Raw genomic sequence first — 16,640 nt, forward strand, 5'->3', positions numbered from 1 at the left:
AAATGATGTATATTTTAGGTATAGATCCCGGTAGCAGAAATTGTGGCTATGCTGTTATCCAAATGGCAGATACACATACGCATTTGAAAGGGAGTCTAAAGCTCGTAGAAGCAGGGATTATTAAGATTAAAGAGCGAAGTTTGCAACATCAAATCGTGGAGTTTGTGGAGGGGATTGATATGGTGCTAAAACTTCACCATATTGATGAAGTGGCGATTGAAGATATCTTTTTTGCCTACAATCCCAAAAGTGTCATCAAACTCGCACAATTCCGCGGGGCATTGAGCCTAAAAATCCTCCAAGAGATAGGCAACTTTGCTGAATACACCCCGCTACAAGTCAAAAAAGCCATCACAGGTAATGGCAAAGCAGATAAAGCCCAAGTCGCCTTTATGGTGAAAAAAATCCTAGGGATTAAAGGTGAGATAAAGCCCCTTGATATTACCGATGCACTCGCCATTGCCATTACGCATTCCCAACGCGTGGGATTAGAATCTAGCCTAAAATCAGCACAATGAAAACGCTTTATTTCTTTGATACAAAAACCACTTATGCCTATAAAAACAACACCATTTATCCGCTAAATAATACAAAACATCACCCCAAAAATCGCTCTTTTGACATTCTTTCACTTCCACCAAACGCCCTGCTTCACAGCCCCATTGAGATAGACAAAGCAGATTCTAGCCACATCTCCACTTTGCCCCATAATCTCTATGACAAAGCAAGGGAGAAGGACATTCTTACTTTGCCAAATGAATCTTATACGCATTATTTTTGCGAACGCGAACATCTATTTGATGAACAAAAATGCGTGTGTGAGAGCTTTTTTCACATTAAGGATAAGAATCTTAAAGCCCACATTCTTACAAGCGATATATTTTTGCCCCTTGCCCTGCCCTGCTACAAGGATTTTATCGTGCTTATTCCGCCTTATCTATGCTATTTTGAAAACACCATCTTCAAAGAAGCCCTTAAGATAACCGCCCCAACTCAACCAAATGTGAATCCAAATATAAATCTATGTGAAAATCTTAGCTCCCTTATTGCCTACCTACAAGAAGCCTATCATAAGCACTTTGACACGCTGTATTATTTTAGCGATGATGTAGCTTTGCTAGATACACTCCTTGCTTGTAACACTGCTCAAAATCTCCCCACTCCGCTCCCCCTTAACCAAATCACAGATGAAAGCAAAGAGCTTGATTTTAGGGATTTTAGGGCTTATCTCGCCTTTAGCTATGCCCTAAAATACAAAGCAGATTCAAAAAGCCATCTATCAAACCCTTTGCCAAACTTCACCCCCAAGCCCTCCATTTACGCAAGATTTTTACCACTTTTGCTTTTAGGCATTATCCTTTTTGTGTTTGTTATCCCCCTTGCTCTCACATTGTATAATCACCATTTACAAAGCCAAATCACAGCCCTTAATACGCAAAATGAAATGCTTTTTGCCCCCTTAGATTCACTCCCACAAGGCACAGATATTCACTTGCTTAGCCTTACACACACCCAGCTTTCACACACCTTAAATGAGCTAGAATCTTGGCAGCAGAGCTATCCCAAACGCTATGCTTTTATGGAGAGTATTTTTTCACAATGTGCCACAAATGACATCACTTTAGAATCCATAAGCTTTGCTTTCTCTCACAGCCATTTTATCGCTACCCTAAAGCTCAAAGCAGATTCAAAACTCAGTGTGTCAGCCTTTTTAGCTAAACTCAACAAAGCCACACAAACCGCCTTTTTACAGCCTTTAGATTCTATGGATTCTAATGCCAAATCACACATCATCGTGGTGCAAAATGTTCTCTAAAATCACAGCTCTTATTACGCAGTTTCTCTCCACAAAGACAAAGCGTGAAAAGATTCTGCTTTTTATCGCCATTATGGCACTTTGTGCGTTTATTATGATGGAGTTTATCTATCTACCACTTTTACAAACCCAAAGCACCCTATCTAGAATCCACAACCACACCCTTAACGAGCTTACCCTCTCTTTAGATTCTATGCAATCAGCAAAAGTACAGCACCAACAGCAAACAAATGAAGTTCAAAACCTGCAAGAAGAAATTGCTTCATTGCAACAAAGCCTTAGCCACACAACTACACTTGAGCCGCTTTTAAATCCCTTTACCCTTATCCCTAGTCTTATCAATTTTGCTAAAAATGAAAATCTTACCTTAAATGCCTTTCACCCACACCCCACACTTAACGCCCTTGATATAGAGGGTAGCGGGGAGTTTTGGCAGATTCTAAACTTGCTTAGCTTTTTAGAAAATTACCACTTTGTAAGCCTAGAATCTTTAGAGCTATCTCTACAAGAACACAATCAAATCCACTTTCATTTGCTGATTATGGATATTCGCCAAGCCTTACCACATAAGCCACAACAGCAAATAAAGGAATAAATATGAAAAAATGTAGATTCTTGTTTATGCTTTTGTTTATCTACACTCTAAGCTATGCCGAGCAAAGCCCCAAACAAAGCGTGATACAATCCATTCCAACCCTAACAAATCCCTTCAAACACAGCTCAACACAGAATCTAGAGCTTCAAGCCATTATCAATAATAAAGCCTTGCTGAATGGGCAGTGGCACAAGCTTGGCGATGTGATAGATGGCTACACCATTACCGCCCTGCACTCTCAAGGCATTGTCCTACAAAAGTCAAACACTCGCTTTGCCTTATCGTTAAATGGCACACTAGAACAGCTAGAGCCATAAAATCACAAGCATAAAAAGTTACAAGATTCCACATAAAAGGCTTAAAAGTAGCAAGTGATTATTTACAATCTTTCTTAAAATTGTAAAATCAAGGAAATGCCTTAAGAATTAAGAATCTAGATTCTTTTTCTTTAAGGGGGAGGGGCTTGAATTGCGAAGTCGGTTCGCAGATATACCGCTCACTCCCCCTTAAAAATCCCCCACCCCTACGACGCTTTAAGAGGTGGCACTGCGTGCGATTGATTTTAGTCAGCTTAAGGGCGTGCCTTAAGCGTAGAAGCACTCGCAAGTCTTTAGAATCCAGAATCTTAAAAACACTACGCTAAGGAACAACATTGAGAAAATCCAGATTCAAAAAGTGGGGAATATGAAACAATCAAAACCTTACCAAATCCCTGTATTTGTGCGGATATGCGGGATTCTGCTTTTATTTTTACAAACTAGCCTAGCTTGTAGCACCCCCATTAATATCCACTCCGGAAGCAATGTCGCTTTAAGTAAAATCCTAGAAGAAATCGCCTCAATCTGTCATCTTAATGTCATCTATCTCCAAGAGCAAACAAAAACTATGCTTGATAGCAAGAAAACTTCCATTCATATCAACAATAAACCGCTAATCCAAGTCCTTGATAGCCTTTTAAAAAGCAATGACTTTCACTACACTTTGCAAAAAGACACCTTGCAAGTTGGCTTTTTACTCACAAAGACTTTTGAGATTAGCTACATTGCCACAACACGCGTTGGCTCAAGCAATACCGATATTGTTTTCTCGCAAGATAATCAAACCCACTCCCCTTATAATACCCACACAAACGCACCGCTTGGCTTTTCAAACTTTGAGATAGAATCTCAAGCCCACAAAATGGCGATGAATAAAGCCACATCAAACACACAAACTATGGGAAAAAGCGGGACGAAAATTTATAGCATTGATGAGATTGACTTTTGGGGTGAATTGCAAAATGAAATCGCCGGGGTAGCCTACGCTCCGGGCGATAGCTATCAGCCCACAACAAGTGAGCTAAAAAATAAAAAAGATATTATCATCAATAAAGCCGCAGGGCTGCTTACCATTACCGCCACGCCAAAGCAGATTAAACGCGTGGAATCTTACCTTGCCACACTCAATAACAAGATTCAAAAGCAGGTGCTGATTGATGTGTATATCTTTAATATTCAGCATAGCAATAACCAAACCTATGGCATAGACTGGAATGAGTTTTATAAACTTGGCAATCTTTTGACACTTCCGCCAAATGCGGAAGGCTCTAATAACGCCCTTACAGGTGTAAATAATGGCGATTTTGCTATTAGCATTTTTTCACAAGGGGTAAGCATTAATCGCATTGTTGAGTTTTTACAAACCTATGGCAAGGTGCAGTCTGTGTCTAACCCAAAAGTCCTAACGCTTAATAACCAACCTGCCATTATCTCTGTTGGCAGTGTGCTTCGCTACTTTCAAAATACCACTTATCAAACCACCACGCAAGGCACTTCTATTCAAAATCTTTCTCAAGCCTTCCCTTCTGTCTTTGCGGGAATCTTGCTTGATGTAACGCCAAGTGTGAAAAATGACAAAATCATTTTAAAAATTAACCCATCAATCACCAAAACCAAAGATATATCTATTGAAAACCAAACCACCGCCCTAGAATCCCCGCCAAATCTCTCCACCAAACAGCTCTCATCTCTCGTGCAGGTTAAAGATGGCGAAAAAATAGTCCTTGGTGGCTTGATAGATAAAACTGAAGGGCAGATTTTACGCAAACTCCCCATTTTAGGCGATATACCGCTTTTGAAATATCTCTTTAGCTATAAGAAAAATATTAAAGAAACCCAAGAAATGGTGATTATCATATCTCCGCATATTGTGCGGCTAGGCACGGCTCGGCAAGAACAAGATAAAATTGAAGAAATTATAAACTTTACAAAAGAATCTGATTTTAAACCACAAGATTCAAAAAATACTACAAAAGATTCTGCCCCGCAAGATCCCACAAAGCAAGATTCTTCAACAGATACCGACACAGATTCCACTCCGCAAAACAAGCAAGATTCCACACAAAGCCTAGAGGCTCCATTAGAATCTAAACCCAACAAGCAAGACTCCGCACTTTCACAGCCCTTAGCCTACAAGACAGATAGCCCCATACCCCCACACAAAGCCCATATATGAATCCCGCCACATTTGAATCCATTAATCTCCACACTATTACACTAAATCAATCCTGCCTACTCGCACTAGATTCTAAATTTATAGCAAAGCATCAATGTCTTATTTTTGATATGCAAGATTCTAGCGTGTCTATTGCTCTATCGTGTGAAAATGCACCGCTTGGGCTGATTACAAATCACATTAGCTCCCTTTTTCCGCATAAAAATTTAAAGTTTTTCCTTGCTTCAAGTGAGAGTTTTATAGCACAGCTAGAATCCATCACAGACTTTCAAGGCTTTCACAAGCTTGAACAAAATCTGCTTACCTTGCTAAAAAGCCATAGTCAGCATAATGATGATGAAAGGGCGGCTATTGCCCTATTAGATTATATTTTAGAGCTTTGCATTAAGCATAGGGCGAGTGATATACATTTTGAATCTCAAGATTCTATCCATTGCGTTAGAATCCGCACAGATGGAATGCTGCGAGAGATTTTAACACTTCAAAAAATAGTCTTTGAATCACTCATTGCGTGTCTCAAGCTAGAGTGCAAACTTGATATAAACCAAAAACGACAAGCCCAAGATGGACGCTTTAGCCGAGTTTTTGACAGCAAAGCTTTTGATTTTAGGTTATCCGTCCTGCCCTCTTTTAGCGGAGAATCCCTTGTGCTTAGAATCTTGCATAAAAATGCCACACTTACCACACTTGAAAAGCTAGGATTCCAAAAAAAGCAAATGGAAATTATCACGCATTGTGCTAACTACCCAAGCGGACTAATCTTACTCTCAGGTCCCACAGGCAGTGGGAAATCAACCACGCTGTATGCGATTTTAGAATCCATAAAATCCCCGCAGAAAAAAATCATCACCCTTGAAGATCCCATAGAATACCGCATACACAACACAACGCAGGTGCTAGTAAATGATAAGCATAATTTTGGCTTTTCAAACGCGCTCAAAGCCTTATTGCGACACGATCCAGATATTTTGATGATTGGCGAGATACGCGATGAAAATAGCCTTGATATTGCTTTGCGTGCGTCTTTAACGGGGCATTTGGTGCTATCCACCATTCACGCTAATGATTCCCTAAGCGTGATTGAGCGATTGCTTGATATGGGTGCAAAGGACTATCTTGTAAGCTCTACTTTGCGGCTGCTTATCTCTCAAAGGCTTGTGAGAAAGCTCTGCTCTCATTGTAAGATTCCACTCTCATACCAGCAAATGTGTGAAAGGTTTAAATCTTACAAGCTTGAAACGCAGATTCTAAAGCCTTATGAAAAGGCGAGTTTTTACACCGCTTGTGGCTGTCAGCATTGCTATATGCAGGGCTATGATGGGCGATTATTGATTGCGGAATGTTTAGAAAACTCTAGCCTTTTGCAACGCCACATTACCGCCCCACAGGATAAAGAGATGATTATAAAAGAGCTTGAGAAAAGCGGGTTTGAAAGTATATTTGAAGTTGGCATAAAGCTTTTAGCTCAAGGTTTAAGCTCTTTTGAAGAGATATATAGGGTATGTCGGCTATGAGTGAGACGCAAGGCACATTTAAAAACACATTCAAACACACGGCGTTTTTTTCGCTTCAGGGGCATATTTCCACAAAAGATATAAGTATGCTGTTTTTACAAATATCCACAATGCTACAATCTCATCTGCCACTTTTACATATCATACAAATATGTGCGGATAATGCTAAAAATACAAGGCTTAAAGAAATTTTACAAGACATTGCCTACCACTTACAGCTAGGGCAGAATCTCTCTTTTGGATTCAAAAAGCATAAAAATGTGTTTGGCGATATGAGCTATCAAATGATAACTTTAGGGGAGAAAAGCGGAGAATTGAAAGAAATTTTTAGTATGCTAAGCATTCAGCTCACAAAGGAATACAGGAATAAAAATAAACTCAAACGCGCCCTTTTCTACCCCATTCTCGTGCTTCTTAGCATTATGGGGGCATTTATGGTGCTTGTAGCGTTTGTGCTGCCGCAGTTTTTAGAGATGTTTCTCTCTATGCACATTGAGCTTCCCATTTATACGCGGATTCTGCTTTTTATGCAAACATTTTTCACAGATTTTGGGCTGATTTTTATGGGGATTTTGCTTGGAGCGGGGATTTTGGCTCAATATATGTATAAAAATTCCTTGCATTTTAAGGCTAAGATTCACGCCTACATCTTACATATTCCGCTTGTTGGAGCGATGATAAAAGCACATTTTTATTATCAATACAGCTTTTCACTCTATATCCAGCTTAAATCCGCCACGCCTATGGACTTAGCCCTAACTTTAAGCAAAGACATAAGCAACCTAGCCCTTAAAGCAAAGTTTGAATCCGCCCTAGAATCTGTAAAAAATGGCAAAGCACTTTCAGTGAGTTTAAAAGAGCAAAACGCCCTTGATGATATTGCCCTAGCTCTTATTAACGCCGGGGAGCAAAGCGGGAATCTAGCAGAAATGCTTGAAGTATGCGCTAAACATTTTGAAGAAATCGCCACGGATAAAACCGATATGCTTATATCCCTTATAGAGCCTAGCCTTAGCCTTACTATGGGGATTTTACTGCTATTTTTGGCATTAGGGATTTTTGTGCCGATGTGGGATATGAGCGCGTATGCCTTTGGGGCTTAGGCTCTACTCACAAGTTATAACAATGCTTTGATATGCGAGATAAACATATCTGTATCCACACCATTTTTAGCAAAAAGGGAATCTTGCCTTTCATATAAATGGGGCTTAGATAAAATCTCTATAATGCACTCCACCGCTTCAGTGGAACTTTTAGCGTGTTTCATCAAAGCATTATCAAGCAAAAATCTATCGTGGAAAAGCAAAAGTGAGCGAGTAGAAATCACAGGAATCCCAAGATAACACGCCTCTAGATTCATAGTCCCACCACCGCCTAAAAGCACATCAACAAAGGGATAAAAATCCTTTGGCTCTAGCTTATGGTGCAAAATCTTAAAGCGACTTTTTGAATCTTGTGGGAGCTGTGAGAGATAAGATTCTAGCTCATCTTTGCCATAGCGAGGCATACACAGCACATTAGCCTTAAGTCTCCTAGCTAAAAGCTCAAAGCTCTCATAAATAATGGGCAGTTTATGCTTGACATAATGTGCCTTATACTCCTCCTCACGCACCAAAATAATAGGCAAAGCAGAATCTAGCCCCAACCTCTCGCAAAATGCTCTCCTTTGCGGCGATTCTAAATCATAATGTAAAGGAATAGAATCTAGCCATAACGCCACATCAATAAAGCCATATTCCACCACTTGAGCCGGGCTTAGCCCCAAGCTTGTATAGCAAATCTCAGGCACGACAAAAGGGCGGAATACAAGATGAGACAGCGGAAGTGTCAGGCGGGATAAAATCGTTACAGATTCTAAAGAGAATGTTTCATTAGCCACCGGCGTATCGGCAAAATGCACCACAGGAATCCCTAGCCCATAGGCACACTGCACGCCATCAACACTCGCTCCGGTGATAAAAATCTTTGGAATCTCGTTTAATCTAGCAAATAACTCCAAAAAGCCCTTTTGCCGATTAAGCCTAGATTCAAACTTGCCTAGCTTACTTGCCCCGCCATAGCCACCAATAGCGTAATGCTCTATCTTAAAAAGCTCTAAAAGCCTAATGCACTCATCATAGTCCTTACTCTCACGCGTGGTAACAATCACAGAATCTAAAGCCTTGAGCTTGGGTAAAATGGGCTTAAAAAACAGCACATATTTTGGATCAATAATATCAAGCCAAATCATCTTTTGCCTTTGTGTTTTGTTTGATGTTGTATTTGTGTAGTTAAAAATGCGTTAAGATTCTAGCACAAGTTGAAATATTTTAAGGAGATTCATAATGGTAGAAAAAATCTCGTGTAAGATTGACATCACACTTTTGCACCACACGCCCCTGCATATTTGTAGTAATGCTATTCGCACTTGTTGGCAGAGCTTTGATAAGGGCGATTGTGGCGGAGAGAAAGATATAGAACTTATAGATAGAGTAGGCAATAAATTTAAACACGCAAGCACTTTGGAGCATTTAACTTATAATTTTTATATCAAGGGCATTTCAAGGGCGTGTCTGCAAGAATTAGCACGGCATCGTATGGCAAGTTTTAGTGTGAAAAGCTCTCGCTACACGCTAAAAGAGCTAAAAGATGAGCCTAGCTTTTTGCCTATAAATGAGATAAATACACAAAGGGCGGAAAAATTTATCGTCTTTACAAGTAGTGAAAGGGTGAATCACGCCTCCATTCACGCCCTAGAAAATTTACGCCAGATTCTAAGTGAAAATATCAGCAATGACCTTGCTAAATTTGCTATGCCCGAATCTTACCGCACGGAGCTTAGCTTTTCTATCAATGCTAGAAGTTTGCAAAATTTCCTATCCCTTAGAAGCTCAAAGTCTGCGCTTTGGGAGATTCGCGCTTTAGCTTTAGCGATATTTGAATCTTTGCCAGAAGAGCATAAGTTTATTTTCAAAGACTGCATAGCCCAACCCCCCACGCATTAGAATCTAGTCTTTATTTTGCCTAATACAGCAAGGGGAATAAGGGTAATCTTAGATTCTAAAATCTGTTTCTTTTTTAATCTTGTTTCTTATTTTCTCTCTTTTTAAAGTTTTAGAATCTTGTCATATTTGCAAGTGTGGGCAAGAGCTTCGCTCGTGTGAGTCTTTGAAAAAGGCGAAAAATCTCCTGTAAAATCTTTATTCTAAAATATCCATTCTTTTTTTATTTTTTTTTATATAAGGGGGAGGGGCTTAAATTGCGAAGTCGCTCCCTCCCCCTTATAAATCCCCCACCCCTACAACGCTTTAAGTGGAGGCACTTCGTGCGATTTAATTTTATGGTGACAAAGTCGTGCTTTGCCACTTTAGCAATTGTAGAATCTGCTTTAGATTCTGCGTTGGCAGAATCTCAAAAATCAATGTTACACACAAAGCGTGAATCCTTACTCTCGCCTGCTTCGTGGTGCATAAAATCGGATTCAAGGCGGGCAGAAGTGTCCCGCCACCTTAAAAGAAAAAATAAAAAACTTAGAATTTTAGAATAGATACTTCGCTCACGCTCAATATGACAAAAAACTTACTACAATTTTGCTTTCCTAGATTCTCACAACGACAAAAAAATTTAAACACTTAATGTATAATCCACACTCTACATCTTAAACATTTCACATTTTTAAGGAACTCTTATGTCGGCATTAAAACAATCTATCCTTTCGCCTTTTAGGGCTTTGGCAATGCTTTTTAGAGAGCTAAGATTTGAGCTAGATGATCTTATAAGATTTAAAAGCCTTAGCTTAATGGAGAGTGAAAGATATTGGCGGGTGATTTTTGCACAAGTCATTTTGGTGGCGTTTTTAGGCAGGAGCTTAGGGGCGATATTGCCATTGCTTGACTTTATAGATTCTAACATTGTCAATGGTATTGTTATCATAATGGCGATTATAGTCCTTATAGGTGGCTTTATGCTTTTTGCACTCAATGTAAGAATCACAGCTAAAAGGCTAAAGACTTTGCATAAGGAATTAATAGAAGAATCTGCTCATTCCACAGATTCTAACTTCTCTTACTTTTCAAGCTTATTTATCCGCTTTATTACGCCAAAATATTTTTACATCTCTCTTGTGATTCTTACAATCCTTATGGTGTGTATGTGGATAATGCTTGAAAATACAGAGTATGAAATAGAATTTCTTATGGCTTTGCTTGCTGTGGTGGGGACTTTTATAGGCTTGTTTTATAGCATTATCCTTTTGCCAAATCTCACAAAAGTTTTAGACATAAAACAATTTAACCAAGATTCTAAAAAAATGCTTATAAGCATTGGGCTTATAAGTGCGGGATTTTTGCTTATAGGCTTTAGTCCTGTGGTAAATTTTATCTATGCTTATGAATATTCTGTTTGTTTTCTTTATATGTTTTATGGTGGAATGGGGCTTGTGCTTTTGGGGCTATGGCAATATAGTGGGACATATATGAAAATCTGGCTCTTTATAGCCGCATATGGTGTTTTGACATATATGATTACAGCTTTAAGTATATATCCATATCGCTTTGCAGATATTGAAAAAGAGGCAACGATTATACCCGCTATGCTCTGTTTTTTGCCACTTTTAATATGGCATATAAGGCAAAAGGCGTTTGTGGGGGTTCTTGGCATAATATGGATATATGATTGTATAGTGAATGACTATTTTTTTGATAATGGATATATGTTTTTATATAGTGGTATTTTTAATGCTATTGCATTTTATATTTTTGCGATGATTGGCTTTTATTGCGTGAGATTTTTTAGCGAGAGTGAAAGCTTCTTTGGGAAGTTTATAAGGCTATTTTCTAAACTATGGATATGCGGCAGTATCAGTGGGCTAATCTTTCTAGGCTTATTCTTTAATGGCATTGCATTTTTTGCGTTAGGCAAGGGTGCTGTGGCGTTACTTGGCTTCTCTCTTAGCTTAAGTTTGCAAAGGCTCAAAATAGAGCGTTTTGCTTTACTCTTGCTTGTATTATTTAGCATATATGTGGGGATTTTAGTTTTTAAAGCTTTTGATTATTTGCACTTTTTTGGCGAGTTTGCATACAATCCTTCCTACACGACACTTAGCTTTGATTCTCTGCTTGGCTATTTTGTTATGTCCTTTGTTTTGCTGTTTTTGTTTCTTCTCACAAAACACACAGGAGCAGATTCTAAGTATCAAGGCTTTACTCATCTTAGGCTTTATCTTGTGCTTTGTTTTAGTGCTATGATTTTATTTTGTATGCAATATCTCCATACAGCCCTAAATAGTTATGCTTATAGCCTTTGGGGGGTAATGGAAATCTGTGTATTTTTTATCATTCTTTTTAGCTTTGTGCTGTTGGGGCTGTTTTGGCGATATAATGTCTTATTTGCCTTAAGCTTTGTGGGCTTAATGGCGGATTTTATATTTTTCCCTAGATTGAGTGTGTTTCTTATCCTACTCTCTTTTGGTGTGTTGTGGGAGGTGGCTAAGATTCTATTTTTGAATAGGCAAAAGATAGAATCTATAAGCTAAATTCTATTTTAGAGCCTTTAGAGTTGTTTTAAGAGCTTGTCTATCACAAGCTCATTTATTTTTACAAAATTTTTAGCAAAATTTTCATCTTCTAGGCTTTGCAATGCCACTTCTTGCGTGATAATGCCACTTTTGCTGCTTTGTGTCGTTGAAGTATTCAGCACTTCATAAAACACACTCATTTGAGCCTTGTATTTACCGCCATCTTCTACCACTTGTAAGCCAAGCAAAGAGAGCTTTAGAATCTTATTTAATTTTTGCGTGCCAAAGGGCGAGATTGCCACTTGAAAGCAGTTTTGCTCTAAAGCTTGTAAGAGATTAGATTCTAACATTTTGTTTGGGGAATCTACCCATTTTTTATGCTCTAATTCACTTATTTGCAGTGTTTGTGCGTTGTGTAAAATAATAGCCGTATCATTAAAAGGTGCATTAGCATTCACTTGCAATAGCCCGATTTTGCCTTTATTAGCCTTGCACTTTGCGTCATTTGCTTGACTCACCTGATTTGCTTGAGTTTGAAGCTTTTGCAAACTAAAGTATATTACCTTTGGAATCTGTGAGGCGATTTTCACATCTACACAGCTACTAAGCGTAAGTATAGCTACTATTCCAAGCCCTAAGATTCTATATTTTTTACTCATTTAATCCCCTTATTTAGATTTGTCATTTTGTTTGCCAAAAAGACTATCATAAGGATTTTTATCCACCTTATCCACAAAACGCGTGGCTGTGTTAAAAAACCTGCTCATATCTTGCAAACTCCCCTGCAACTGCAACAGCGTAGGAGTGAGAATCTCACGCACATTATATTCACCATTTTTCATATTTTTATCCATTTGTGCGCTAAGACTTGCTAGGGAGTTTGTGCTACTTCGTAGCTCCTTTATCATCTCTGTAAGATTATTAAGATTTTCTTCATTAAAAGTGCGGTTAAGGTTGGTAAGTAGGGCGGTTATATCTTCACTAATCTCCCCAGCCTTACCTAGAATCTTATCCAACCCTCCCTTATCAAGCATAATGACTTTATTACCATCTTCATCAGCTTGTAATATCTCGCCTTCACCCTGAATGAGTGAAAGATAATTTGCCCCGGCTAGTCCTTGTGAAGCCACGATAACTTTAGCATTTTGCTTTATCTCAAGCTTTGAATCTATAAGTATAGTAATAGCAATAACCCCACTTTTTATATCTTTAAACCCTACAGACTGCACCCTGCCGACACTTATACCCTTATAGCGAATGGGCGTATTTGCCCCCACTCCACTTACCTCATCGGCACTATATGCGTAATATCGCGTATATTTTGCTGAATCTAACTCAAAGCGATTAAGCCACAGCACAAAGAGAATCATTAAGATTAAAATTATAAAAAATATCGCTCCAATCCACACATACCGCACATTTCTTTCCATATCTCACTCCTAGTTTAACTTAGTCTTATGCAAATCCCGCTCATCAAAATCGTGCCAAAATCGCTCTCCCCTTTTGCCAGAGAATATCTTAGCTTGAGTAAAGCCCTTCTTCTTTTGGGTGTAAAGCTCATCTAAACTCCCTTCAAACACTATTGCCTTATCTTCTAGCAAAATTAGCCTATCCACACTATCTTTTATAGAATCTAAATCGTGCGTTACCATCACAATGGTAATTTTTAGCATTTCTTTCAGCTTTAAAATCAGTCTATCAAACCGCTCCGCACTTTGTAAATCAAGCCCACTTGTAGGCTCATCTAAAAATAAAATATCAGGGCTTAATGCCAATGCCCGAGCGAGAGCTACACGCTTTTTCATTCCCCCGGATAGCTCATAGGGGTATTTATCTGCTACTTTAGAATCTAATCCTACTAAATCAAGCCACATTCTTGATAAACGCTCTATTGTAGTATTGTCATAATGACTTTTTTGCGTGAGTAAAAAGCCGACATTATCTAAAACATTCATAGAAGAAAACAACGCCCCAAACTGAAACATCACGCCACAGCGATTTAAGATTCTATCCCGTTTAGATTCTGCTATGTCCCAAATATTTTCATTAAAAAATTCAATTTTACCACTTCTAGGCTTTTCTAAAAAAAGCATATTTTTTAATAAGGTGCTTTTGCCACTGCCACTACCGCCTAAGATTCCAAAGATTTCACCTTTTTTCACAGCAAAGCTAATCCCATTGTGAATAATATTCTCCCCATACTGCGTATAAAGCGTTTCAACACGAATAATACTCATATATTTAACCTCGTAGTGATAATTGAAAAAATCGCATTGATTAAAATCACCCAAAAAATCGCATTCACTACACTTTTAGTCGTCTCAATCCCCACAGATTCAGTATCGCCCTTGACATACAGCCCACGAAAGCACCCTACAAGTGCCACCGCCGCACCAAAAAATGGAGCTTTTATCACACCAACCCAAAAATTTTCAATACTCACATACTCATAAAATCGCTCCAAATACTGCATAAAATCTAAGCCTGTTTGCATATTAATCGCAAGAAAACACGCAAATAAACTTACCGCATCAGCTAAAAATACAAGCAAAGGCATAATAATGACTAGAGCTAAGATTCTAGGTAATATGATGTAATCAAACAGGCTAAGATTCATCGTTTTTAATGCGTCATTTTCTTCAGTGAGATTCATCACACCAATTTGAGCGGCAAAAGATGATGAGCTTCTCCCAGCTATTACAATAGCTAAGATAAAAGGTCCCATTTCACGCAAAGAGAGCTTTGCCACAATCTCCACACTCATTAAAGGCACACCCATTTTTTCTAGCTGCAACACCCCTTGTAATGCAATGGCATAGCTCACAATAAAAGCTGTAAGCAACGCCACAGGCAAAGCTTTAAAGCCAGATTCATTAATATGATACATTATAGAGCCAAGCTTAAAATGCCTAAGATTCCCACAGGAGCGAAAAAAATAAAATAAGCACATTCCGCAAAAATTTAAAAAATCAAGGCTACTTTGGTAGAATCTCTCACAAAATTTTCCAAAATCAAGCAAAGCACCATAAAACATAGAATGTGATTGAATCTTAGAATCTTCAAGTTTTGGCAGAGATTCAACCACACTTTGAAAAATCTCTTTCACTTGACTTTCTGCGTTTAGAATCTCATAATCTTTCCCCTCTAAAAGCCCATAAAGAAACGCACAAAATACAAAATCTACCTTTGTAACTTCCAAAAAATCAAAGGTAATTCTTTCATTTGTGCTAATAAGCTTAGCAAGAGAATCTTTAGACTTCTTATCAAGTGAGTAATCGCACGCCCCTTGAAGCTTTATAAGCATTCTCCCACTTACAAAGCTCACTTTAAAATCCATACTTTTTTCCCTTTAATCTCTCTTAAGTTGAACCCAAGATTATAACAAAAGCTTGTAATGTTAGGTTACACAAATAAGAATCTGCTCCTTTACCCACACCAAAAAACGCCAAAAGTATGAAAAATTAGGCAAAAATAAGGATTTTTAGCTATAATCAACGGGAAATTTTGTGATATAACTACACGCGTTATTCACACATTAAAATAAAGCTCTAGGCGGTTTAGAAGTGCTTTTTCACATTTTCACTTCTACTACTACCCCTACTTTTAAATCTATATTTTAAAGGACATTTTATGAAAATCTCACTTCCCAAAAGTTTGCTTGAAACAGCACTCACAAATTGCCAAAATTTCCTTGATAAAAGAGATAGATCACAAATCACATCTCACATTTGCTTTGAAGCAAAAGATGATAAGCTTATCCTTAAAGCCACTGATTATGAGATTTGGCTAGAATCTCATATTAATATCCAGCCTCAAGCTCAAGGGAATGCCACAGCAAATGGGAAGCAGATTCTAGATATTATTAAACGATTAAAAGATGGTGATATAAACCTTGAAGCAAAAGATGATACACTTCACATTTCACAAGGACGCTCACGCACAAAACTTCCTATGTTTAATGCTGATGAGTTTCCTAGATTCCCAGAGTATGATAATAACGCACAAATTAACATAGAAGCTCAAAAATTCCTAACTTCACTTAAAAGGATTAATCCCGCAGTAGATACAAATAATCCAAAATACGAGCTTAATGGCTCTTTGCTTGACATTAAAGAATATGGATTTAATTTTGTCGCTACTGACACACGCCGCCTAGCTGTGATTGAATATAAAAGTCAATCTATTAACGCCCTTTCCCTTATCATTCCTAAAAAGGCAATCAGTGAAATTTCTAGGCTCTTTATAGATCATCTTGAGATTTATCATAACCCTACACATCTTATTTTGAAAAACAATGAATACACTTTCTACACAAAGCTTATTAATGGAAAATTCCCTGATTATGAGAAAATCATTCCTAAAGAATTTAAGCATAAGATTCTTTTACCAAAAGATAAATTTGTTGATGCCCTGCAATTTGTCAAATCCCTTGCAAATAATATTAAGATTACCCTTTCGCCAAATGAAGTGCTTTTTGAATCTTTGAATGAAGAAAGTGGAGAGGCTTCCACACAGATTGAAACACAAACAGGTATAGAATCTTTAACTTTGGGGATCAACTCTAAATATATCCTTGATTTTCTCTCACAAATTGATGGAAATGAATTTACTTTCTGTATCAATGAGCCAAACACGCCATTTATCGTAATGAGTGAAAACTTCTCAACTGTGATTATGCCTGTGATTCTCTAAGAATCACAGCTCAACTTTTATCTGTCCTTGGAGTTT

The 16,640-nt window shown here is 38.1% G+C and carries 16 protein-coding genes; 11 read left to right on the forward strand and 5 right to left on the reverse strand.

Going from position 1 to position 16,640, the window contains the following annotated elements:
- Positions 1-5 precede the first annotated feature (5 nt).
- From ruvC to LS74_RS02725, 7 genes are all read left to right on the forward strand, one after another.
- Positions 6-518, forward strand: a complete 513-nt coding sequence (gene ruvC / locus LS74_RS02695; RefSeq protein ID WP_181892100.1) for a crossover junction endodeoxyribonuclease RuvC — start codon at positions 6-8, stop codon at positions 516-518.
- Entirely contained in the window at positions 515-1,816 is a 1,302-nt protein-coding gene (locus LS74_RS02700) for a hypothetical protein (RefSeq protein WP_034585341.1), read from the forward strand. The genes ruvC and LS74_RS02700 overlap by 4 nt, the downstream gene beginning before the upstream one ends.
- Positions 1,776-2,411, forward strand: coding sequence for a hypothetical protein (locus LS74_RS02705; protein WP_236096780.1), 636 nt, complete (start codon positions 1,776-1,778; stop codon positions 2,409-2,411). The genes LS74_RS02700 and LS74_RS02705 overlap by 41 nt, the downstream gene beginning before the upstream one ends.
- Positions 2,412-2,413: 2 nt before the next feature.
- Positions 2,414-2,728 carry a hypothetical protein gene (locus LS74_RS02710; protein WP_034585336.1) on the forward strand — a complete coding sequence of 105 codons (315 nt, stop codon included), beginning with the start codon at positions 2,414-2,416 and terminating at the stop codon, positions 2,726-2,728.
- 367 nt (positions 2,729-3,095) lie between these two features.
- Positions 3,096-4,904: a pilus (MSHA type) biogenesis protein MshL gene (gene mshL, locus LS74_RS02715; RefSeq protein WP_034585334.1), complete on the forward strand. Its 1,809-nt coding sequence runs from the start codon at positions 3,096-3,098 to the stop codon at positions 4,902-4,904.
- Complete coding sequence (locus tag LS74_RS02720; RefSeq protein WP_034585331.1) at positions 4,901-6,418, forward strand: GspE/PulE family protein; 1,518 nt, start codon at positions 4,901-4,903, stop codon at positions 6,416-6,418. The genes mshL and LS74_RS02720 overlap by 4 nt, the downstream gene beginning before the upstream one ends.
- The gene (locus tag LS74_RS02725) at positions 6,415-7,521 is read left to right on the forward strand and encodes a type II secretion system F family protein (RefSeq protein ID WP_034585329.1); all 1,107 of its coding nucleotides are present in this window, start codon (positions 6,415-6,417) and stop codon (positions 7,519-7,521) included. The genes LS74_RS02720 and LS74_RS02725 overlap by 4 nt, the downstream gene beginning before the upstream one ends.
- Positions 7,522-7,535: 14 nt before the next feature.
- Here the strand turns inward: LS74_RS02725 and LS74_RS02730 are convergent, their stop codons facing one another.
- Positions 7,536-8,648, reverse strand: a complete 1,113-nt coding sequence (locus LS74_RS02730) for a DUF354 domain-containing protein (RefSeq protein ID WP_034585326.1) — start codon at positions 8,646-8,648, stop codon at positions 7,536-7,538.
- 94 nt (positions 8,649-8,742) lie between these two features.
- On the opposite strand from LS74_RS02730, the gene thyX reads away from it, so the two are divergent.
- The 3 genes from thyX to LS74_RS02745 all read left to right on the forward strand — a co-directional run bounded on the left by thyX (position 8,743) and on the right by LS74_RS02745 (position 11,930).
- Entirely contained in the window at positions 8,743-9,402 is a 660-nt protein-coding gene (gene thyX, locus LS74_RS02735) for an FAD-dependent thymidylate synthase (protein WP_115025504.1), read from the forward strand.
- Between the two features lie 320 nt (positions 9,403-9,722).
- Positions 9,723-9,944: a hypothetical protein gene (locus LS74_RS02740; protein WP_167480462.1), complete on the forward strand. Its 222-nt coding sequence runs from the start codon at positions 9,723-9,725 to the stop codon at positions 9,942-9,944.
- Positions 9,945-10,085: 141 nt separating this feature from the next.
- The gene (locus tag LS74_RS02745) at positions 10,086-11,930 is read left to right on the forward strand and encodes a hypothetical protein (protein WP_138128778.1); all 1,845 of its coding nucleotides are present in this window, start codon (positions 10,086-10,088) and stop codon (positions 11,928-11,930) included.
- A 17-nt stretch (positions 11,931-11,947) separates the two neighbouring features.
- On the opposite strand, the gene LS74_RS02750 is transcribed toward LS74_RS02745, so the two are convergent.
- The 4 genes from LS74_RS02750 to LS74_RS02765 are packed head-to-tail and all read right to left on the reverse strand — an operon-like array spanning position 11,948 to position 15,249.
- Positions 11,948-12,571 carry a hypothetical protein gene (locus tag LS74_RS02750; RefSeq protein ID WP_034587278.1) on the reverse strand — a complete coding sequence of 208 codons (624 nt, stop codon included), beginning with the start codon at positions 12,569-12,571 and terminating at the stop codon, positions 11,948-11,950.
- Positions 12,572-12,580: 9 nt separating this feature from the next.
- A complete protein-coding gene (locus tag LS74_RS02755) occupies positions 12,581-13,342 on the reverse strand; it encodes an MlaD family protein (protein WP_034587280.1) in 762 nt (253 codons plus the stop codon).
- A gap of 9 nt (positions 13,343-13,351) precedes the next feature.
- Positions 13,352-14,149 carry an ABC transporter ATP-binding protein gene (locus tag LS74_RS02760; RefSeq protein WP_034587283.1) on the reverse strand — a complete coding sequence of 266 codons (798 nt, stop codon included), beginning with the start codon at positions 14,147-14,149 and terminating at the stop codon, positions 13,352-13,354.
- Positions 14,146-15,249: an MlaE family ABC transporter permease gene (locus LS74_RS02765; RefSeq protein WP_034587284.1), complete on the reverse strand. Its 1,104-nt coding sequence runs from the start codon at positions 15,247-15,249 to the stop codon at positions 14,146-14,148. The genes LS74_RS02760 and LS74_RS02765 overlap by 4 nt, the downstream gene beginning before the upstream one ends.
- A gap of 293 nt (positions 15,250-15,542) precedes the next feature.
- Here LS74_RS02765 and dnaN point away from each other — a divergent pair, with 293 nt between their 5' ends.
- The gene (dnaN, locus tag LS74_RS02770; protein ID WP_034587285.1) at positions 15,543-16,604 is read left to right on the forward strand and encodes a DNA polymerase III subunit beta; all 1,062 of its coding nucleotides are present in this window, start codon (positions 15,543-15,545) and stop codon (positions 16,602-16,604) included.
- Positions 16,605-16,640: the final 36 nt, after the last annotated feature.

Source organism: Helicobacter magdeburgensis, assembly GCF_000765825.2.
Classification (GTDB): domain Bacteria; phylum Campylobacterota; class Campylobacteria; order Campylobacterales; family Helicobacteraceae; genus Helicobacter_C; species Helicobacter_C magdeburgensis.